The sequence below is a fragment of the Streptomyces sp. NRRL F-5123 genome (assembly GCF_000721495.1).
Classification (GTDB): Bacteria; Actinomycetota; Actinomycetes; order Streptomycetales; family Streptomycetaceae; genus Actinacidiphila.
In genome coordinates this window covers 68,013-86,661 of record NZ_JOHY01000019.1, presented here as the reverse complement: position 1 = coordinate 86,661, position 18,649 = coordinate 68,013, and the positions used below count along the sequence as shown (strand labels likewise).

The following is an 18,649-nucleotide window of genomic DNA, read 5'->3' as shown; positions in this document are numbered from 1 at the left end:
CACCGTTGACACCCCCGCACCGCCGTGTCGTACTAACGGGATCGCACTCGATGTCATGAGCCGGTCCCGGGACACCCGCCTTCGCGCCCGGGACCGATGGGGGGATTGCGGTGACGGGGACGACGGGGATGCGCTATCCGACCACCACGGAGGTCACCGCAGGTGCGCATGCGATCGCACTGAGCTACCCAGGGATCTGCCGGTTGGGCGCAGTGGGCACCTCGCGGGCCGGCCGCCCGCTGCTGATGCTCTCGGTCGGCCACGGGGAGCGCAACGTCCTCGTCGTCGCCGGCCCGCACGCCAACGAGGCGGCCGTCGGCGGCGCGACCGTCCTGCGGCTCGCCCGCATGATCGCCCGGCGGCGCGCCGAGGGCGACGACGACGGCAGCAGCTGGCACTTCCTGCTGTGCATCGACCCGGACGGCGCCGCCCTCAACGAGCCCTGGCTCTCGGGCCCGTACACGCTGCGCGGCCACTACGAGCACTTCTTCCGGCCCTGCACCGCCGAGCAGCCCGAGTGGCTGCCGGCGAGCGGAGCGGGCCCGGGCCCCGCGCTGCCGGAGACACGCGCGCTGGTCGACGTCCTCGACGCGCTGCGGCCGGTGCTCCAGTGCTCGCTGCACGGGATCGACGTCGGCGGCAGCTTCGTGCAGCTCACCAGCGAGGTGCCAGGGGTGCCGGAGCGGATCGGCAAGTCCGCGGCGGAGCTGGACATCCCGCTGGAGAGCGGTTCGTCCGACGCCTTCCAGTGGCCGAGCCCGGGCCCGGGCGTCTACGTGATGCCGCCGTGCGGCGACCCCGGGATCGGTGACGGCGCGCACTCCACGTGGGTGCACGCCCAGCGCTACCGCGGGGTGACCGCGATCGTCGAGGTGCCGATGTGGGCGTGCGACCGCAGCGCGGACACCACCCCGCACCCCGACGCGGACCGCGCCCTGCGGAGGGCGGGGGCCGCGCTGCGCCGCGACCTGCCGGCCGTGGCGCGCGTGCTGGACGCCGTGCTCCCGCGGCTGGGCCTCCAGGACGCGGACTGCGCGCCGCTGCGCACCGTACGCGAGCTGGTCGGGCTCGGGCCCGCGCTCACCGCGGAGTGGGACCCGGCGGTGCGGCCGCCGGACGCGGCCCCGTTGCCGGACATGACGACCGCGCGGGTGACCAGCATCGAGGTCTTCGCCCAGCGCATCCCGCTGCGGGCCGCCGCGATGCTCCGGCGGGTCGCGGACGTCCCGCAGGTCGCCCGGCTCGTGGACACCTGGTGCGAGGCCTACGAGCGGGCCTACCGCCCGCGGTGGGTGCCGGTGGCCGACCAGGTCGAGCAGCAGGCGCGCAGCGTGCTCGCCGTCTACGAGGAACTGCCCGCCTGACCGCCGCGGGCGCACCGCCGCCCCCGCACGCGTGCCGAACTCGTACACCCTCACCCGTTCGGCGCACTCCGCGCCCGCACCGGCGGCGCCGGCCGCGCCCGCCGGGCAGCATGGGGTGCAGGGAGTGCGGGCGTACCGCAGCGGACCCGGCCGAGGGCAGGTGGGCGTATGGCACCCGACAAGTCCGACCAGGCGTCCCGCGGCGGCCTGCGCGACCGGCTGACGCCCGGCAGGATCGTCGTGCTGGTGCTGGGCGTCCTCGCGCTCGTCTTCATCTTCGAGAACACCCGTGACGTGCGGATCCGGCTGCTGATCCCCGAGGTCACCATGCCGCTGTGGCTGGCGCTGCTCATCCCGTACGTCATCGGCTGGCTGTGCGGGCGCTTCCTGCGCCTCTCACGGGGCCGCCGCTGACCGCCGGCCGATGCCCGCCGGGCCGCCGCCCCCGGCCTCACCTCCGCCGCCTCCGTCGCCCCCTCAGGCGCCGGGCGCGGCCCGCGTGACGCCGAGCGGCTTGCCCATGCAGATGCTCAGCTCCTCGTGGCGGTAGTAGCCGAACTTCTCCACGGGCACATAGCCGCAGGACGTGTAGAGGGATATCGCCTCCGGCTGCAGCGACCCCGTCTCCAGCACCATCCGCGTCCGCCCGGCCGCGGCGGCGCTCGTCTCCAGCTCCGCGAGGATCGCCCGGGCCAGCCCCCGTCCGCGTGCCTCCTTCACCACGAACATCCGCTTGATCTCCGCGTCGCCGTCCTCGTGCCCCTCCGGCGAGGCGTCCTGCGCGCGCCAGCCGCCGCTGGCCACCGGCACACCGTCGGTGTCGTACGCCAGCAGGTAGAGCCCGTGCGGCGGGTCGAAGTGGTCGGCCGCCATCGGCGTCAGATCACCCTCGCCGTAGCGCTCGGCGTACTCCTGCTGCACCAGCTCGTTGAGCCGGACGGCGGCCGGCTCGTCGTATCGCGTCTTCCTGATCTCCACGTCCGCCATCGTAAAGGGTGGGTCCGACAATTCGTCGCACAGGTGTACGACCCGCGCTTTCCGGCGGGTGACGGCTCCGGGTATCGTCCGTGCGGTGACCATCGTGACCACCGTGAACGTGAACGGACTGCGGGCCGCCGCGCGCAAGGGCTTCCTGCCCTGGCTCGAACGGACGGCGGCCGACGTCGTCTGCCTCCAGGAAGTCCGCGCGGAACCCGACCAGCTCCCCGCCGAGCTGCGCGACCCCGACGGCTGGCACGCCTACCACGCGCCCGCCGCCACCAAGGGCCGGGCGGGCGTCTCGATCCTCTCCCGGGTGGCCCCGACCGCCGTGCGCGTCGGCTTCGGCTCGGCCGAGTACGACGCCTCCGGCCGCTACCTGGAGGTCGACCTGCCGGGCGACGGCACGGCCGGCGGCTCCGGTCCCGGCCTCACCGTCGGCAGCCTCTACCTGCCCACCGGCGAGGCGGAGACCGAGCGGCAGGACGCGAAATACCGCTTCATGGCCGAATTCCGCAGCTACCTCGACGCCCTGCGTGACCGCGCCGGCGCGGCCGGCGGCCACGCCCTGGTCGTCGGCGACTGGAACATCGCCCCCGCCGAGGCCGACCTGCGCAACTGGCGCGGCAACCGCAAGAACTCCGGCTTCCTCCCCGAGGAGCGCGCCTGGGTCGCCGACCTGCTCGGCGCCGAGGGCGGCTGGACGGACGTCGTGCGGCAGCTGCACCCCGGCGTGGAGGGCCCGTACAGCTGGTGGTCCTACCGCGGCCAGGCCTTCGACCGCGACACCGGCTGGCGCATCGACTACCACCTGGCCACTCCGAAGCTCGCCGCGGCGGCCGCCACCGCCGTCGTGGAGCGCGCGGCGACCTACGCCGAACGCTGGTCCGACCACGCCCCGGTCACCGTCACGTACACCACCTGACGCTCCCGCGTCCGGCGGCCGCCGCCCGTGCCGCCTACCGTTCTCGCCGGGTCGGGCACGACCCCCCGCAGGAGGCCCCCGAGCGTTCGCCGCGGCCGCGGCCGTGGCCGACGCCGACCGGCTGCAGGGGCAGATGGCGTCGCGTCACACGGCGGAGCGCGCCCGGCATAGGCTGGACCGCATGAGCGATGCGACGTACGCCGTCGAACCGATCGGCCGGGTCGAATCCCCGCTGGTCGCACGGGAGGACGCGCCGCGGCAGGGCGACGAGGGCGCGCCGGACGCGTGGCTGGTGCTGCGGCCGGACGTGGCGGAGGGGCTGCGCGGCCTGCTGCCCGGCACCGAGGTCCTCGTGCTGACCTGGCTGGACCGCGCCGACCGCGGCCGGCTCGTGGTGCACCCGCGCGGCGACCCGGCCCGCGCGCCGCAGGGCGTCTTCACCACCCGCTCCCCGGACCGTCCCAACCCCGTCGGGCTGCACCGCGTCCTGGTCACCGCGATCGAGCCGGCCCCGGACGGGCCGCGGCTGCGGGTGACCGGCCTCGAAGCGCTGGACGGCACCCCGGTCGTCGACATCAAACCGCTGCTCGGCGACATCGCCGACCGCTGACGGCGGAGCCCGTACGGGCCGAGGCCCGGCGGTGCGGGGCGGCGGTGCGGGGCGGCCGGAAAAGCCCGGGGCGGTCCGCCGCGCCGGTGGCATCCTGGCGCCGTGAACCGACCACAAGTGACCGTCAGAATCCCCGAAGGCCTCCGCCTCTTCCTGCCGTCCGACCGCCGTACCGCGGTCCTGTCCCTGACCACGGACGGCACGTCCTCGCTCGGGCACGTCGTCGAGTCGCTCGGCATCCCGCTGACCGAGGTGGGCGGTCTCGCCGTCGACGGGCACGACGCGCCCGCCCGCCATGTGCCCGCCGCGGGCGAGGTGATCGACGTGCGCGCGGTCGTCCGCCCGCAGCAGGTGCCCGGCGCGCCGCTGCGCTTCCTGCTCGACGTCCATCTGGGCACGCTCGCCCGTCGGCTGCGGCTGCTGGGCGTGGACGCGGCCTACGAGAGCGAGGACATCGGCGACCCGGCCCTCGCCGCGCTCTCGGCCCACGAGCGCCGCGTGCTGCTCTCCCGCGACCGCGGCCTGCTGCGCCGCCGTGAGCTGTGGGCGGGCGGCTACGTCTACAGCGACCGCCCCGAGGAGCAACTGCAGGACGTGCTGGACCGCTTCGATCCGGTCCTCGCCCCCTGGACGCGCTGCGTCGCCTGCAACGGCGAGCTGCGCGACGCCGACAAGGACTCCGTACGCGACCGCCTCGCGGACGGCACCCGAAAAACCTACGACGTCTTCGCCGAGTGCACCGCCTGCGGCCGGGTCTACTGGCGCGGCGCCCACCACGCCGAGCTCGCGGCCGTCGTCGACCGGGCGCTGCGCGAGCACGCGGAGCGCCGCGGGCACCGGGCCGGGTGACCCGGCCGGGCGTTGCCTCCGGGTCCTTGCGCCGACAATTGCATTCCCCTGGACAAAAAAAGTTTTCGGTGCAAGGGTGGAGCCATGCTGGACGTGAGCGTGATCGAGGACGCGGAGGCGGCAGCCGTCTCCCTCGACCCGACGAGGGCGCGGCTGCTCTCCGAGCTGGCCGCCGGGCCCGCCTCGGCGACGATGCTGGCCACACGGGTGGGGCTGCCGCGGCAGAAGGTGAACTACCACCTCAAGACCCTGGAGAAGCACGGACTGGTCGAGCTGGCGGGTGAGCGCCGCAAGGGCAACGTCACCGAGCGGCTGATGCGCGCCACCGCTGCCTCGTACGTCATCTCCCCGGCCGCGCTGGCCGCCGTGCAGCCCGACCCGGGCCGCTTCCGCGACCAGCTGTCCGCACGCTGGCTGCTGGCGCTCGCCGCGCGCCTGGTCCGGGACGTCGGGGCGCTGGTCACCGGCGCCGACCGCGCCCGGCAGCCGGTCGCCACGTACGCGCTGGACGGCGAGGTGCGCTTCGCCTCCGCGGCCCACCGCGCCGCCTTCGCCGAGGAGCTGACCCGCGGGGTCGGCGCGCTGATGGCGAAATACCACGACGAGGATGCCGAGGGCGGGCGCCGGCACCGTGTCGTCGTCGCCCTGCACCCCACGCTCAAGCCCGGCACCCTGGCACAGATCGACGGCACCGAGGAGCACGCACCATGAGAAAGCTGATCGTCAGTGAGTTCCTGACCGCGGACGGCGTCATGGAGGCGCCGAACGAATGGCACGGGCCCTACTTCGACGACGACATGGCCCGCGCCGTCAGCGCGTCCATGGACGCCACCGACGCGTTGCTGCTCGGCCGTGTCACGTACGAGGGCTTCGCCGCCGCCTGGCCGGCGATGGAGGGGGAGCCCGGCGCCGACCACATGAACGGCGTGGCCAAATACGTCGTCTCGCGCAGCCTCGACAAGGCCGAGTGGAACAACTCCACCATTATCGGGGGTGACCCGTACGAGGCCGTCACCCGTCTGAAGGAACAGGACGGCAAGGCCATCACCTGCACGGGGAGTGCGACTCTGGTGCAGTGGCTGCTCGCCGCCGGGCTGGTGGACGAGATCGACCTGCTCATCGACCCCGTCGTGGTCGGGCACGGCAAGCGGCTCTTCCAGGACGGCCTGCCCACCACGCCGCTGACGGTCGTGCGGTCCGAGACGTTCGGCTCGGGAGTGCACCACGTCGTGTACGCGCCCGTGCGCGGCTGAACCGGCGAAGGAGAAGGGCAGCACCATGTCCGTGCCGTTCGAGATCGTGCGCGAGTTCGAGGTCGAGGCGCCCCCCGAGGACGTCTTCGCCGCCGTCACCACCGGCACCGCGGGGTGGCTCTTCCCGCTGGAGTACGAGCCCCGCGAGGGCGGGGCCGCCTCCGCCGGCGGCACCGTCACCGCCTGGGACCCGCCGCACCGGGTCACCGCCCTCAGCGAGACCCCAGGCGGCGAGTACGGCCAGCTCCGCAACGAGCTCGACCATCTCATCGAGCCGCGCGGGCAGGGCGGCTCCTGGGTGCGCTACGTGCACAGCGGCATCTTCGTCGACGACTGGGGCGGCCAGTACGACGGGGCCAACCGCCACACCGACTTCTACCTGCACACCCTGCGCCAGTACCTGGCGCACTTCCGCGGCCGCCCCGCCGTCTTCGCCGCCGCCGACGGCCCGGCCGCGGCCGGGGCCCCCGACGCGCTGGAGAGGGCCGCGCGGGCGCTCGGGCTGCCGCCCGGAGCGGCGCCGGGCACCGAGGTGGAGGCCGACCTCCCGGGCGTCGGCCGCACGGCGGCCGTCCTCGACCACCGCAGTCCGTATTTCATCGGACTGCGCACGGCCGACGCGATGTACCGCTTCTTCGGCCGCAACCACTGGGGCGCGACCGTCGGCGTCGCCGTGCACGCCTTCGCCCCCGGCGCGGACGCGGCGAAGACCGCCGCCGAGGTCGCCGACTGGCTGGACCGCGCGTACTCCTGACGTCCGGTCGGCCGCCCCGATGGCGGTACGGTGTCGCCATGGCGACATATGTGCTCGTTCCCGGCGCGGACGGCAAGGCCTGGTATTGGCACCTGGTCGCGCGGGAACTGCGCGACCGGGGCCACACCGTGGTCGACGTGGACCTGCCCGACGACGAGGCGGCCGACCTCGACGCCTTCGCGGACGCGATCGCGGCGGCCGTGCGCGACGCGGCGCCGCCGCCCCCGGCCCCGGTCGTGCTGGTCGCGCAGTCCCTCGGCGGTTTCTCGGCCCCGCTGGTGGTCGACCGGCAGATCCCGGTCGACCGCATCGTCCTGGTCAACGCGATGGTTCCCCGGCCGGGTGAGACCGCGGGGGCGTGGTGGGGCAACACCGGGCAGCCCGCGGCCAGGGCCGCGTACGCGACGGCGACCGGGCGGGACCCGGACGCCGAGTTCGACCCGCGGACCGACTTCTTCCACGACGTGCCGCCCGAGGTGACCGAGGAGGCGCTCGCGGCGCCGCAGTCCGGGCCGCCGCCCGCGCTCTTCGTCCAGCCCTGGCCGCGGGCCGGCTGGCCGGACGTGCCGACCCGGTTCGTCCAGGGCCGCGACGACCGGTTCTTCCCGCTGGAATTCCAGCGGGAAGTGGTGCGCGACCGGCTCGGCATCGACGTCGAGGTCATGCCCGGCGGGCATCTGCTCGCCCTCAGCCGTCCGCGTGAACTGACGGCACAGTTGCTCGACGAGGCGTGATGCTGCCGCTCTTCGCCCGCCATGGGTGCGAATGTGGATACGCAGGGCAAAACGGGCGCCCACGGGGGCTGGGTGACGGGTGAGAGCCGGGTGTTTGCGAGGATCGTACCGATGACTGCCACTCCCTCCGACGCGTACGCCGACCGACGGCACGACCCCGGGCCCGCACCTCAGGCCTCCGGCGGGTCGGGCGGCGGAAGCGGGAACCACGGGGACCAGGGCCGCAACAGGCACCGCAGGCCGCGCCGCCGCGCGTGGCGCACCGGGGCCGTGATCGCCGCCGGGGTGGCTTTGATCGCCGCCGCGGGGACGGGCTACCTGGCCGTCACCCGGCACTCCGTCACGACGGCGAAGGACCGCGGTGCCGCCGCCCCGCACGCCGGGGTGCCCGCGCGGGCCGAAGGGCCGCCGCCCGGCGCCGCGACGCCGGCGGTGTCGCCCCCCGGGTCGCTGCCCGCCATCGCCGGCCTCGGCCCGAGGACCCGCGCCGAGATCCCGGCCGCCAGCCGCCAGGTGCTGGTCGCCTCGGGCGCGGCGAAGGACTCCTCCGACACGGTCGTCACGCTGTGGACCAGGGCCGCCAACGGCCGCTGGCTGCCCGGCGCCGCCTGGCCCGCGCACAACGCGCTGCACGGCTGGACCGCCACCCACCACTCGAACGACCTGCACAGCCCGATCGGCGTCTTCACCCTCAGCGACGCGGGCGGGTTCGAGCCCGACCCGGGCACGAAGTTGCCCTACCACCACGACAGCCGCTTCCGCGCGGGCGGTGTCGGCTTCGACGGGGAGGCGCTCGACGAGGCCTTCGACTACGTCATCGCGATCGACTACAACCGCGTGCCCGGCAACTCCCCGCTCGACGGCAGTCAGCCGCTCGGCGCGAGCCGCGGCGGCGGCATCTGGGTGCACGTCGACCACGGCGGGCCCACGCACGGCTGCGTCAGCATCTCGGCGGCCCACATGGTCGAGCTGCTGCACACCCTGCTCCCGGCCGATCATCCGGTCATCGTGATGGGCGACCGCGGCTCGCTGTCCGCGTAGTCCCTCCACCGGCGGACCCGCAGGTCGCGGGCCCACGGGCCCGACGCGGTGTCAGTTCCGGGTCTGACGGCCGCTGCTCGGTTACTCCTGGGGGAGTACGCCGTCCCGGTGACGTCGCTGACCGGGGGAGTAGCGGGAAACCATGCCGTGGGCCGATGTCACGTCCGCGCCGTTCCGGGAGTCTTGAAGGCAGGACGGATCGCCCGACGTCCCCGGGTGCAAGGGAGGCAACGGCATGGACGACGACCGGGAACTGACCGACTTCGCACGGCGCTGGGCCGAGGCGGAGCGGCGCGGGGACACCGCGGCGCTGGAAGCGCTGCTCACCGACGACTTCACGGCGGTCGGCCCGCAGGGCTTCGTGCTCGACAAGAAGCAGTGGATAGACCGCTACGCCTCGGGCGCGCTCATACACGACTCCTTCACCTGGGAGGACGTGACGGTGCGCAGGTACGGCCCGGCGGCGGTCGCGGTGGGGGTGCAGGGGCAGCAGAGCATCTACGACGGGCGTGACGCGGACGGCCATTTCCGCGTCACGCAGATGATCGTCGCGGACGGCGCACAGTGGAGGCTGGCCGCTGTGCACCTCAGCCCGACCGGGTGCCGCAGCGGGCTGGAGGACGACTGACCGCCGGGCGGGGCGGCCCGGCGGGCGGGCTCAGCCGCGTGGCAGCACGGTCGACTGGACCTGGGTGAGGCCGCGCCAGTCGTTGGAGGCGACCGTGGCGTGGGCCTTGGCCAGCTGGGCGACCCTGGCCTGCGCGTCGGCGGGCGCGGGGTTCACGTCGTCCAGTGCGGGCGCCACGTTCTGCGCGTCGGTCATGAAGAGCAGGTAGTGGTGGGTGTCGTACCAGGAGGTGTCGATGCTGCCGTTGAGATAGGCGGCCGCGTCACCGTCGAAGGCCACGAACCACGGACGCAGGGAGGTGTCGGAGTAGCGGGTGCGGGGGTCGCCTGCCTGGGCGGTGTGGACCGAGGGGAAGACGTTGGCCTGCGAGGTCTTGCCCTGGGAGTGCAGGTCCCGCAGGTAGCCGGCGTACTCGCTGTCGGTCCACAGCGAGTCGGTCGGGTTGGCCTCCTCGACCGTGCCGGGGATGACCTCCAGCACAACCTTGCCCGCGAGTTGGGCGCGGGTGGGCCAGTTGCCGGCTGTCGCGGCCTCGTCGAGGGTGGCGTACTGGCCGCCGCCCGGCTTGGCGAGCAGGTCGGCGGGCTTGAAGACCAGGCTGCCGAGGTGGGCGCTGATCGACTGGTCGAGCTTGGCCGGGCTCATGCCGAAGGTCGCCTGGAAACCGGCCTTCATCTCCAGCTTGACGAACAGCGGGCCGTGGCCGGGGTGGGCGCCCAGCCACACCCGTACGTCGTCGAGGCAGCTCTCCAGGTCCTTGTTGGCGCCGCCTGAATAGAGCTGCGAGGCGGAACTGGCGTTGACGCAGTTGTTGCTGTTGCCCAGCGGGTTGGAATGGCTGACCTTCCACTCCTGGGTGACGAAGTCGTCCCAGACGTCGAGCTCGATCATCGAGGTGCCGGTGTCGAGTGCCTGGGCGAGATAGCTGAAGGAGGCGGGGTCGTAACTGTTGTGCAGGCCCGACGTGGTGGCGCCGGACAGCGGCAGCGCGTCGGTGTCGGCGGCCGACGCGGCCGGGCCGGTGGCGGTGAGGGCGAGGCATGCCGCGAGCACGCCGAGCAGTGCGGCACGCCCTGCCCGCGCGGTGGCGCGGCGGAGCGGAAGGCGGCGGGTGAGCGGACCGGTCACGTGTCCTCCTGTGGGGATGGCTCTCCGTCAGGACGGTGACGCCCAGGCGTGAAGCGACGGAGACATGACACGTAACACGACCTGCATTCCTGCTGTCGCCTCCGAGTTCGGCCAACTCTTCGCGGGGCGGGGTGGAGGCGGGGTCAGGGGACGGAGAGCAGGCGCAGCACGGCGGTGGCCGCCGCAGCGGCGAGGACGACGACGAGAAAGGGGGCCTTGCGCCAGGCGCACAGCGCGCCGACGGCGACACCCGCGGGCCGGGCCGGGCCCGCGAGGGCGTGCCCGTCGGTGAGCGCCGAGGTGGCGACGAGTGCGGCGAGCAGTACGACCACGGCGGTCGCCAGCAGGCGTTCGAGCGCGGGCGGCAGGGTGACGCGGGAGCGCAGCGCGGGTCCGGCGAACCGGAAGGCGAAGGTGCCCGCGCCGAGTACGGCGGTGGCCGCCAGCAACGGTGCGTTGCCGCTCACCGGTTGTCCTCCGGGGTGGCGGGGCGGCGGCGCTCCGCGGCGGCGACACCCGCGAGGGCGAGCAGGACGGGCAGTCCGGCGGGCAGGAAGGGTGCGGTGGCGAGCGCGACCAGCGCGCCGGTGAGCGCCGCCCGGCGGGTGCCGGCGGTGCGCAGGGACGGGAGCAGCAGGGCGACCAGCACCGCGGGGAAGGCCGCGTCGAGGCCGAGGGCATCGGTGTCGCGCAGGGCGTGGCCGCCGTAGACGCCCAGCAGTACGCCGGCGTTCCAGCTCGCGAACAGGCCGGTGCCGCACAGCCAGTAGGCGGTGCGCCGGTGCAGCGGGTCGCGCTGCGCCAGGGTGAAGGCCACGGTCTCGTCGACCATGAGATGGCTGCCGGCGATGCGGCGCGGCCATCCCGCGCCGAGGGCGTCGCCCACGGCGAAGCCGAAGGGGAGGTGGCGGGTGTTCACCAGGAGCCCGGCGGCCACTGCCGCGAGCGGGTTGCCGCCCGCCGCGACCAGGCCGACGAAGAGGAACTGCGCCGCGCCCGCGAAGACGACCACGGACAGCAGCACCGGGAGCCAGGGCGGCAGTCCGAGGCCGACGGACAGGGCGCCGAAGGACACGCCGACCACCGCGTCGGCGGCGCAGACCAGGGCGATGTCCCGGGCCAGGCCGGGGACTTGGGGAAAGGGGAGCCGTCTTGTTCGTTGTATCGAACGCATCGCCGCCTATACTGAACACCAGGAGTGTCGTTCGTCAAGACGAACACATCGACCGATAGAGCGAACGAAGGAGCGGAAGTGCCGCACGACGGGATCCCGCGCGGCGGGCCGCCGCTGGACGTGATCGCGGCCGGGCTGCAGCGGGAGCGGCGGCGGGCCGGGCTGTCGCTGGCCGAGGTCGCGCGGCGGGCCGGCATCGCCAAGTCGACGCTGTCCCAGCTGGAGTCGGGCACGGGCAACCCCAGCGTGGAGACGTTGTGGGCGCTCAGCGTCACCCTCGACGTGCCCTTCGCCCAGCTCGTGGAGCCGCCGCGGCCCCAGGTGCAGGTCATCAGGGCCGGCGAGGGGCCGGCGTTCGCCGCCGAGCGGGCCGAGTACGTCGCGGTGCTGCTCGCGTCGTCACCGCCCGGCATCCGGCGCGACATCTACCTGGTGACCGCCCAGCCCGGCAGCGCGCGGGAGTCCGACCCGCACATGCCGGGGGTCGTGGAGCACGTGGTGCTCAGCACCGGACGGGCGCTCGTCGGTGTCGCGGAGGAGCCCGTGGAGATCGGGCCGGGCGACTACATCGCTTATCCGGGCGATCTCGCCCATGTCTTCCGGGCCCTGGAGCCGGGCACCTCGGCCGTGCTCGTCCAGGAGCACCGCTGATCCGCCGAGCGCAGGGAGCCGCCGTGCCCGAGCCGTCAGAGGAGCGGGACCGGCCCGCCGTGCGCAGTGAGCGGAACGGCCCGGTGACCACGGTCGTGCTGTCCCGCCCCGCGGTGCGCAACGCGGTGGACGGCCCGACAGCACGCGCGCTGGCCGACGCCTTCCGGGCCTTCGAGGCCGACGAGGACGCGTCCGTCGCCGTGCTCTGGGGGGAGGGCGGCACGTTCTGCTCCGGCGCAGACCTCACGGCCGTCGGTACCGCGCGCGGAAACCGCGTCACCGACCCGGCGGGCGCGCGGGGCCCGGACGGCGACGGGCCGATGGGCCCGACCCGGATGCGGCTCGGCAAGCCGGTGATCGCGGCCGTCGCGGGCCACGCGGTGGCGGGCGGGCTGGAGCTGGCCCTGTGGTGCGATCTGCGGGTCGTCGAGGAGTCGGCCGTCCTCGGTGTCTTCTGCCGCCGCTGGGGAGTCCCGCTGGTCGACGGCGGCACGGTGCGGCTGCCCCGGCTCGTCGGCGCGGGCCGGGCCATGGACCTGGTGCTCACCGGCCGCCCGGTGGACGCCGCTGAGGCGCTGGCCATCGGCCTGGCCGACCGTGTCGTGCCGGACGGCACCGCGCGCGAGGCGGCCGAGCAACTGGCCGCCGGCATCGCTGCCTTCCCGCAGACGTGCCTGCGCCAGGACCGGCTGGCCTTGCTGGAGCAGGAGGGGCTGCCGGAGGCCGAGGCCCTGGCCGTCGAGCTGGCGCACGGGCGGACCTCACTGGCCGAGGCGGCGCAGGGCGTGGCCCGCTTCACCGCGGGGGAGGGGCGGCACGGCGCGTTCGGCGGCTGACCCGAGGCCGCCCGGCGGCCGGGGCCCGAGGGCTCCGTGCGTGAGCCCCGGCCCCGCCGCCGGGAGCCGGACCCCGCCGCCCACGCCCGCCGCTCGCCCGCGCCGAGGCCGTGCGCCGGCGTGGCCGGCGCGCGGCCGAAGGGGGCCCGCTCGTCCGCCGTCATGCCGCCCTCGATGAAGCGCACCTGCCAGTTGACGCGCTCCTGGCGGTGCATTGAGGGCAGGAAGTCCAGCGCGCGCACCGAAGGATGGCGGCGCAGCCACCACAGGGCCGCCTTCGCACCCGCCGGCCGCGTGCAGTCCACCCGCGACTGCTGCCCCGCCCCGATGCCCCGCGCCGCCCGGCAGGGGAGCGACCCTGTGAAACCCGCCGCCCCGCTCAGCGGTCCCCGAGGCCGGCGGCGAAGGACAGCACCAGCTCGGCGACCCGTTCCGGCGCCTCCAGGATCGACGTGTGCCCCACGCCCGGCAGCGGATCGACGCGGACCCCGGGCACCGCCCGGTAGTCGCCGTACGACGCGGGCACCCAGCGCCCGTCCTGCTCCCCGTAGACCACCTGCACCGGCGTGCCGAGGGCCGCCAGCCGCTCCGGCACCGGCTGCTCCGCCAGATAGCCGTAGGAGGCGCGCATGGTCGTGAGGAAGGAGCGGAAGCTCATCAGTCGCAGCTCCTCGGCCAGTATCCGCGGCGCGTCGCTGCCCTCGGGGAAGCTGCCGCCGGAGAAGGCCCGGATCTCCTCGTCGGTCGGCGGCCACCGCACCTGCGCGCCGGCTGCGGCGGCGTCCTGGGCGGTGAGGGCGTCGCGGTGCGGACCGGTGTTGACGAGGACCAGCCCGCGCACCAGCCCGGGGTGCCGCTCGGCGAGGGCGACCGCGGTGTAACCGCCGCTGGAGTGGCCCACGACCACCGCCGGCCCGGCGTCCAGCAGCTCCAGCACCCGCGCCGCCCGGTCGGCCTGCTCCGGGATGCCGTACGCGCCGTCCGCCGGCTGCGCGGACCGCCCGTGGCCCAGCAGGTCGATCCGGACGACGCGGTGGGCGGCGGCCAGCGGCGGCACCATCGCCTGCCACGACAGCGAGGACGCCCCGGACCCGTGCACGAGCAGCAGGGCCGGGGCGTCGCGGGGGCCGTCCTGGCAGACGTGGATGGCGCCGCCGTCCAGCGGCAGCAGCGACACTCCTGCGGTGACGGGGCCGTCCGTGCGAGGTGATTGCGCATCAGGAATGGTCATGCCGCCCATTGTCGGCGCCGCGTCGCGCTCCGCGGGCATCGCGCACGATCGCCGGGCGCGTCGCCCAGCAGGCCGCCGGGCAGGCCGCCGGCGGGGCCCGGCGGCCCGGGGCTCATGCCCGGCCGGCGCCGGCCGCCACCCGCATCGCCCAGGCCAGGCAGCCCAGTGCGGCGGTGCAGGCCAGGGTCCGCGCGATGTTCCAGTGGATCCACGCGGACTCGAAGCCTGCCCGGACCGCCGCGACGTCGTGGATGCGCCCGGGCGCGCCCGCGTCCGCGAGCTTGTTGTTGAGCGGCACGCTGAAGCCCATGGTGATCAGCAGCGACAGTGCGTAGAGCACCACGCCGGCGATGATCCACTGCAGTGCCGGGCGCCCGGCGCCGCCGCGGTGCAGCACCGCCGCGACGATGCCGAGCACCAGCGCGCCGCCGAAGGCGAGGGTGAACCAGCCGTTGAGGATCGCGACGTTGATGCGCTGCATCGCCTCCACGAGCGTGCGGTCGCCCGACTTGCCGAGGCCCGGCATCACGGCCACCGAGAAGGCGAAGTAGAGCCCGGCCATCAGGCCGGTGGTCAGGGTCGCTGCGAGCAGCACGAGGCCGCTCAGGGTGCCGTTCACGGCAGCTCCTCGGGTGGTCGGGTGGCTGTCGGGCCGGGGCACGGGCGCCCACCGCCCGGCGGCGGGGACCGGGGACATCGGCGACGCGTACGGGGCCGAGCCGGTGGTGGGCAGCGGCGGCGCGTACGGGGCGGACTGCGTGGGGTGCGCGACGGGCGCGGGCTGGGACGGGGGCGTCAACGGCGCGACCGGCGCGGGCTGGGCCGGTCGCGTCAACGGCGCGTACGGGGCGGGCTGGGCCGGGGACATCTGCGGCGTCTGCGTCATGACCTCAGTCAATCGGCGCGCCCCGCCGCCCGGCCATCGCCGAAAAGCTCATCCGCATACGCGTGCGTCCACGCCTAGGCTGTGCGCATGGATGCCCTGGCCAGCCTGCTGGACGGTCCCCGCGCGCACGGCGCCTTCCTGCTGCGCTCCGTCCTCACCCCGCCCTGGTCGCTCCGGATCGCCGACCGGGCGCCGCTGACGCTCGTGCACGTCGTGCAGAACGACGCCTGGATACGCACCGAGGGCGTCCCCGCGCGCCCGCTGCACCCCGGCGACATCGCCGTGGTGCGCGGCCCCGAGCCGTACACCGTCGCGGGCGACCCGGACACCGAGCCGCGGATCGTCATCCACCCCGGGCAGGTGTCCACCACCGCCGACGGTGTCGAGCTGTGCGAGCGGATGGACCTCGGGGTGCGCACCTGGGGCGACGCCCCCGCCGATCCCGCCCGGCCCGGCCAACTGCCGCCCGGCTGCGGCGTCCTGGTCACCGGCACGTACGAGATGGGCGGTGAGATCGGCGGCCGGCTGCTGTCCGCGCTGCCGCGCGTGCTGGTGCTGTCCGCCGCGGCGTGGTCCAGCCCGCTGCCCGCGCTTCTCAACGACGAGGTCGTACGCGACGAGCCCGGCCAGGAGGTGGTGCTCGACCGGCTGCTGGACCTGCTGCTCATCGCGGTGCTGCGGGCCTGGTTCGCGCGCCCCGAGGCCGCGGCCCCCGCATGGTTCGCCGCGCAGGCCGACCCGGTCGTCGGGCCCGCGCTGCGGCTGCTGCACGACGACCCCGCGCACCCCTGGACGGTCGCGGACCTCGCCGCGCGCACCGGCGTCTCCCGGGCCGCGCTCGGCCGCCGCTTCACCGAGCTGGTCGGCGAGCCGCCCATGGCCTACCTCACCGGCTGGCGGCTCGCGCTGGCCGCCGACCTGCTGCGCGAGCCGGACGCGACGATCGCGGCGGTCGCCCGCCGGGTCGGCTACGGCAGCCCCTTCGCGCTCAGCGCGGCCTTCAAGCGGGTACGCGGCATCAGCCCGCAGCAGTACCGGGAACGTACCGCGGCGGCCTCGTAACCCGCGGCGGTACGCAAGCGGACGCACAGGAGCACACGCACAGGAGCACACGCACAGGAGCACACGCACGGGAGCACGGACCAGCGAGCGGACACCACGGAAGGGGCGGGACGGCATGACGCACGAAGGCACGGGAACGGACACGGGCGCGCGCGCGGGTTCAGGCACGCGTTCAGGCACGGGTACGGAAGCGGGCGCCGCGGGGGCCTTCACCCCGCTGACCGGCTTCACCGGCGGCGCCCTCCCCTACAGCGGCGGCAACCCCTACGCCGACTACCGCGCGGCAGACGGAGCACGCGCGGACCTCGCCGGGCTCGTGGACCTGGCCGACCGCAGACTCGGCGCCGGGGTCATGGCCGCCGGTGACGAATTCTTCGCCGAGCGCGAGAACCTGCTGCTGCGCGCCCCCGCCGCCTTCGACCCGGAGCGCTTCGGGCACAAGGGCAAGGTCATGGACGGCTGGGAGACCCGGCGGCGGCGCGGCCCCTCGGCCCACCTCCCGCACCCGCAGCCCGGCGACCACGACTGGGCGCTGGTCCGGCTCGGCGCGCCGGGTGTCATCCGCGCGGTCGTCGTCGACACCGCCCACTTCCGCGGCAACCACCCGCAGGCGGTGTCCGTGGACGCGGTCGCCGCCGACCCCACGGCCGCGCCGGAGGAGCTGCTCGACCCGGCGGTGCGCTGGACGGAGCTGATCGGGCACGCGCCCGTGGGCGGCCACGCCGAGAACGTCTTCGCCGTCCACCACGGGCGCCGCTTCACCCATCTGCGGCTGCGCCAGCACCCGGACGGGGGCGTCGCCCGGCTGCGGGTGCTCGGCGAGGTGGTGCCCGACCCGGCGTGGCTCGCGGCGCTCGGGACGTTCGACCTGGCGGCGCTGGAGAACGGCGGCACGGTGCTGGACGCCTCCGACCGCTTCTACTCGCCGCCCGAGAACACCTTGCTGCCCGGCCGCCCGCAGCGGATGGACGAGGCCTGGGAGACCCGGCGGCGCCGCGACACCGGGCACGACTGGATCGGCTACCGCCTCGCGGAGCAGGGCGAGATCCGCGCCGTCGAGATCGACACCGGCTGTCTGAAGGGCAACGCCGCAGGCTGGGCGGAGCTGTGGGTCAAGGACGCCCCGGACGACGGGAACGGCGACAACGCCGGCAACGGCGACAACAGCGCGGCCGAAGGCTCCTGGACGCGGCTCCTGGACCGCGTACGGCTCCAGCCGGACACCGTCCACCGCTTCCTGACGGCCCCGGTGCCCGCCACCCACGCCCGGCTCGACATCTTCCCGGACGGCGGGGTCGCCCGGCTGCGTCTGCACGGGTCGCTCACCGAGCAGGGCGCCCGGCGGCTCGCGGCCCGCCACACCGCGCTCTCCTGACGGCGGCGCACCTACGCGGCCGGGTACGGGCCCGACCCCGGACCCGTACCCGGCCGTCGGCTCAGCGCGCGCCGAACAGCTCCAGGAGCCCGTCCTTGCCGAACATCCGCGCGGTGTCCACGGCCGAGGGCGCGCCCGCTTCCGGGTCGGCGCCCGCCTCGACGAGCGCGGTGACCACGTCGTCCTCGCCCTTGAAGACCGCGCCGGCCAGCGGGGTCTGCCCGCGGTCGTTGGCGCGGTCGGGCTCCGCCCCGCGCTCCAGCAGCGCCCGGACGGCGGGCGCGTGGCCGTGGTAGGCGGCCAGCATGAGCAGCGTGTCGCCGCGGTCGTTGGTCAGGTTCGCCGGAACCCCGGCGTCGACGTAGGCGGCGAGCCGGTCGGTGTCCCCCCGCCGGGCCAGGTCGAAGACCTGGGAGGCGAGCTGCAGGACCTCCGGGTCGTGCGCGGGCTCCTGGTCGGCCGCGGGCGCGGGGCCCTGGCCGGGGGTCGGCTCGTTCATGGGGTCAGACTAGGCAGCGGCCCGCGAAGAAGGAGATCACCACGCGCTGCGGCGCGCCGTCACCCGTCCGGATGTCCAGCGGCACGCACGCCCGCCCGTCGCCCGCGACGAAGAAGGCCCCCAGGTACGCGGTCGCCGCGCCGGGGCAGCCCTGGAAGGTCACCGCGGGGGTCGGCGCGAGGCCCTGGTCGCCGCCGAACTCCAGGCCCGCGCGGGCCCGCTGCTCGGGGCCGATCACGACGGTGACCGGGCCGCCGCTGCCCAGGACGGCGCCGATCATGTAGTGCCAGCCGTCCGCGTCGTGGACGCCGTGCGCGTTCTGGTCGCCGTCCTCCAGCGCGCGCAGGCCGTGCAGGGTCAGCGGGCCGACCCTGACGTCCTTCGCGGTGGGCGCGGCCGGCGGCGCGGCGGGCGCCCACGGGCGGTCCACGGCGCCGGCCGTGGGCGTGCCCCGGACCGTTCCTGTGGTGTGGCCGTCGGCGCAGGTCACGGGGCGCGGATGGGCGATGCTGCCGACCGGCGGGCCGGGGGAGGCCGCGGGCGGCGGGTCGTGCGCGGCGCCGTGGCCGCCCGTCGAGCAGCCCGCCGCCAGCAGCAGGCAGGCTGCCGGTAACGACAAGAGGATCGCCCGGCCCATCGGGGCCGCGTGCCGGTGCCGTCCTGACATGGAC

The 18,649-nt window shown here is 75.2% G+C and carries 23 protein-coding genes; 15 read left to right on the top strand and 8 right to left on the bottom strand.

Going from position 1 to position 18,649, the window contains the following annotated elements:
• The first annotated feature begins 128 nt into the window (after window positions 1–128).
• On the top strand, window positions 129–1,364 hold the full coding sequence (locus tag IH54_RS0118460; RefSeq protein WP_063762325.1) for a M14 family zinc carboxypeptidase: 1,236 nt from the start codon (window positions 129–131) through the stop codon (window positions 1,362–1,364).
• A 168-nt stretch (window positions 1,365–1,532) separates the two neighbouring features.
• Complete coding sequence (locus tag IH54_RS0118455; RefSeq protein WP_031518136.1) at window positions 1,533–1,778, top strand: hypothetical protein; 246 nt, start codon at window positions 1,533–1,535, stop codon at window positions 1,776–1,778.
• Between the two features lie 63 nt (window positions 1,779–1,841).
• Here IH54_RS0118455 and IH54_RS0118450 read toward each other — a convergent pair whose 3' ends face one another.
• Window positions 1,842–2,351, bottom strand: coding sequence for a GNAT family N-acetyltransferase (locus IH54_RS0118450; RefSeq protein ID WP_043181426.1), 510 nt, complete (start codon window positions 2,349–2,351; stop codon window positions 1,842–1,844).
• A gap of 85 nt (window positions 2,352–2,436) precedes the next feature.
• Here IH54_RS0118450 and IH54_RS0118445 point away from each other — a divergent pair, with 85 nt between their 5' ends.
• The 9 genes from IH54_RS0118445 (at window position 2,437) to IH54_RS0118405 (ending at window position 9,136) form a co-directional block, all read left to right on the top strand.
• Window positions 2,437–3,267 (top strand): exodeoxyribonuclease III, encoded by an 831-nt coding sequence (locus tag IH54_RS0118445; protein WP_107060196.1) that lies wholly within the window; start codon window positions 2,437–2,439, stop codon window positions 3,265–3,267.
• 181 nt (window positions 3,268–3,448) lie between these two features.
• Window positions 3,449–3,877: a tRNA (N6-threonylcarbamoyladenosine(37)-N6)-methyltransferase TrmO gene (gene tsaA / locus IH54_RS0118440; protein ID WP_031518130.1), complete on the top strand. Its 429-nt coding sequence runs from the start codon at window positions 3,449–3,451 to the stop codon at window positions 3,875–3,877.
• Between the two features lie 102 nt (window positions 3,878–3,979).
• On the top strand, window positions 3,980–4,726 hold the full coding sequence (locus IH54_RS0118435) for a Mut7-C RNAse domain-containing protein (RefSeq protein ID WP_031518128.1): 747 nt from the start codon (window positions 3,980–3,982) through the stop codon (window positions 4,724–4,726).
• 84 nt (window positions 4,727–4,810) lie between these two features.
• The gene (locus tag IH54_RS0118430) at window positions 4,811–5,437 is read left to right on the top strand and encodes an ArsR/SmtB family transcription factor (RefSeq protein WP_031518127.1); all 627 of its coding nucleotides are present in this window, start codon (window positions 4,811–4,813) and stop codon (window positions 5,435–5,437) included.
• On the top strand, window positions 5,434–5,979 hold the full coding sequence (locus tag IH54_RS0118425; RefSeq protein ID WP_031518124.1) for a dihydrofolate reductase family protein: 546 nt from the start codon (window positions 5,434–5,436) through the stop codon (window positions 5,977–5,979). Before IH54_RS0118430 ends, IH54_RS0118425 begins: the two co-directional genes overlap by 4 nt.
• 25 nt (window positions 5,980–6,004) lie before the next feature.
• Window positions 6,005–6,733 carry an SRPBCC family protein gene (locus IH54_RS0118420; RefSeq protein ID WP_031518121.1) on the top strand — a complete coding sequence of 243 codons (729 nt, stop codon included), beginning with the start codon at window positions 6,005–6,007 and terminating at the stop codon, window positions 6,731–6,733.
• A gap of 38 nt (window positions 6,734–6,771) precedes the next feature.
• Window positions 6,772–7,467 carry an alpha/beta hydrolase gene (locus IH54_RS0118415; protein WP_031518119.1) on the top strand — a complete coding sequence of 232 codons (696 nt, stop codon included), beginning with the start codon at window positions 6,772–6,774 and terminating at the stop codon, window positions 7,465–7,467.
• 111 nt (window positions 7,468–7,578) lie between these two features.
• A complete protein-coding gene (locus IH54_RS0118410; protein ID WP_107060195.1) occupies window positions 7,579–8,508 on the top strand; it encodes a L,D-transpeptidase family protein in 930 nt (309 codons plus the stop codon).
• 235 nt (window positions 8,509–8,743) lie between these two features.
• The gene (locus tag IH54_RS0118405) at window positions 8,744–9,136 is read left to right on the top strand and encodes a nuclear transport factor 2 family protein (protein ID WP_031518115.1); all 393 of its coding nucleotides are present in this window, start codon (window positions 8,744–8,746) and stop codon (window positions 9,134–9,136) included.
• A 30-nt stretch (window positions 9,137–9,166) separates the two neighbouring features.
• On the opposite strand, the gene IH54_RS0118400 is transcribed toward IH54_RS0118405, so the two are convergent.
• From IH54_RS0118400 to IH54_RS44590, 3 genes are all read right to left on the bottom strand, one after another.
• Complete coding sequence (locus tag IH54_RS0118400; protein WP_234343599.1) at window positions 9,167–10,264, bottom strand: phosphatidylinositol-specific phospholipase C domain-containing protein; 1,098 nt, start codon at window positions 10,262–10,264, stop codon at window positions 9,167–9,169.
• 143 nt (window positions 10,265–10,407) lie between these two features.
• A complete protein-coding gene (locus IH54_RS44595; protein ID WP_031518111.1) occupies window positions 10,408–10,731 on the bottom strand; it encodes an AzlD domain-containing protein in 324 nt (107 codons plus the stop codon).
• Window positions 10,728–11,438, bottom strand: a complete 711-nt coding sequence (locus IH54_RS44590) for an AzlC family ABC transporter permease (protein ID WP_043181422.1) — start codon at window positions 11,436–11,438, stop codon at window positions 10,728–10,730. The genes IH54_RS44595 and IH54_RS44590 overlap by 4 nt, the downstream gene beginning before the upstream one ends.
• A gap of 78 nt (window positions 11,439–11,516) precedes the next feature.
• Here IH54_RS44590 and IH54_RS0118385 point away from each other — a divergent pair, with 78 nt between their 5' ends.
• On the top strand, window positions 11,517–12,089 hold the full coding sequence (locus IH54_RS0118385; RefSeq protein ID WP_078862323.1) for a helix-turn-helix domain-containing protein: 573 nt from the start codon (window positions 11,517–11,519) through the stop codon (window positions 12,087–12,089).
• A 23-nt stretch (window positions 12,090–12,112) separates the two neighbouring features.
• The gene (locus tag IH54_RS0118380; RefSeq protein ID WP_234343598.1) at window positions 12,113–12,925 is read left to right on the top strand and encodes a crotonase/enoyl-CoA hydratase family protein; all 813 of its coding nucleotides are present in this window, start codon (window positions 12,113–12,115) and stop codon (window positions 12,923–12,925) included.
• A 379-nt stretch (window positions 12,926–13,304) separates the two neighbouring features.
• On the opposite strand, the gene IH54_RS0118375 is transcribed toward IH54_RS0118380, so the two are convergent.
• Window positions 13,305–14,156, bottom strand: a complete 852-nt coding sequence (locus tag IH54_RS0118375; protein ID WP_052397598.1) for an alpha/beta fold hydrolase — start codon at window positions 14,154–14,156, stop codon at window positions 13,305–13,307.
• A gap of 112 nt (window positions 14,157–14,268) precedes the next feature.
• On the bottom strand, window positions 14,269–15,042 hold the full coding sequence (locus IH54_RS47935) for a DUF1772 domain-containing protein (RefSeq protein ID WP_324607804.1): 774 nt from the start codon (window positions 15,040–15,042) through the stop codon (window positions 14,269–14,271).
• An 87-nt stretch (window positions 15,043–15,129) separates the two neighbouring features.
• Between IH54_RS47935 and IH54_RS0118365 the strand changes: the two genes are divergently transcribed.
• Together IH54_RS0118365 and alc are read left to right on the top strand one after the other, a co-directional pair.
• A complete protein-coding gene (locus tag IH54_RS0118365) occupies window positions 15,130–16,104 on the top strand; it encodes an AraC family transcriptional regulator (RefSeq protein ID WP_031518098.1) in 975 nt (324 codons plus the stop codon).
• Between the two features lie 115 nt (window positions 16,105–16,219).
• The gene (gene alc / locus IH54_RS0118360; protein ID WP_078862322.1) at window positions 16,220–17,479 is read left to right on the top strand and encodes an allantoicase; all 1,260 of its coding nucleotides are present in this window, start codon (window positions 16,220–16,222) and stop codon (window positions 17,477–17,479) included.
• Between the two features lie 61 nt (window positions 17,480–17,540).
• Here alc and IH54_RS0118355 read toward each other — a convergent pair whose 3' ends face one another.
• Together IH54_RS0118355 and IH54_RS0118350 are read right to left on the bottom strand one after the other, a co-directional pair.
• Window positions 17,541–17,978, bottom strand: a complete 438-nt coding sequence (locus IH54_RS0118355; protein ID WP_052397596.1) for an ankyrin repeat domain-containing protein — start codon at window positions 17,976–17,978, stop codon at window positions 17,541–17,543.
• Between the two features lie 4 nt (window positions 17,979–17,982).
• Window positions 17,983–18,645, bottom strand: a complete 663-nt coding sequence (locus IH54_RS0118350; RefSeq protein WP_159011924.1) for a hypothetical protein — start codon at window positions 18,643–18,645, stop codon at window positions 17,983–17,985.
• Window positions 18,646–18,649 lie beyond the last annotated feature (4 nt).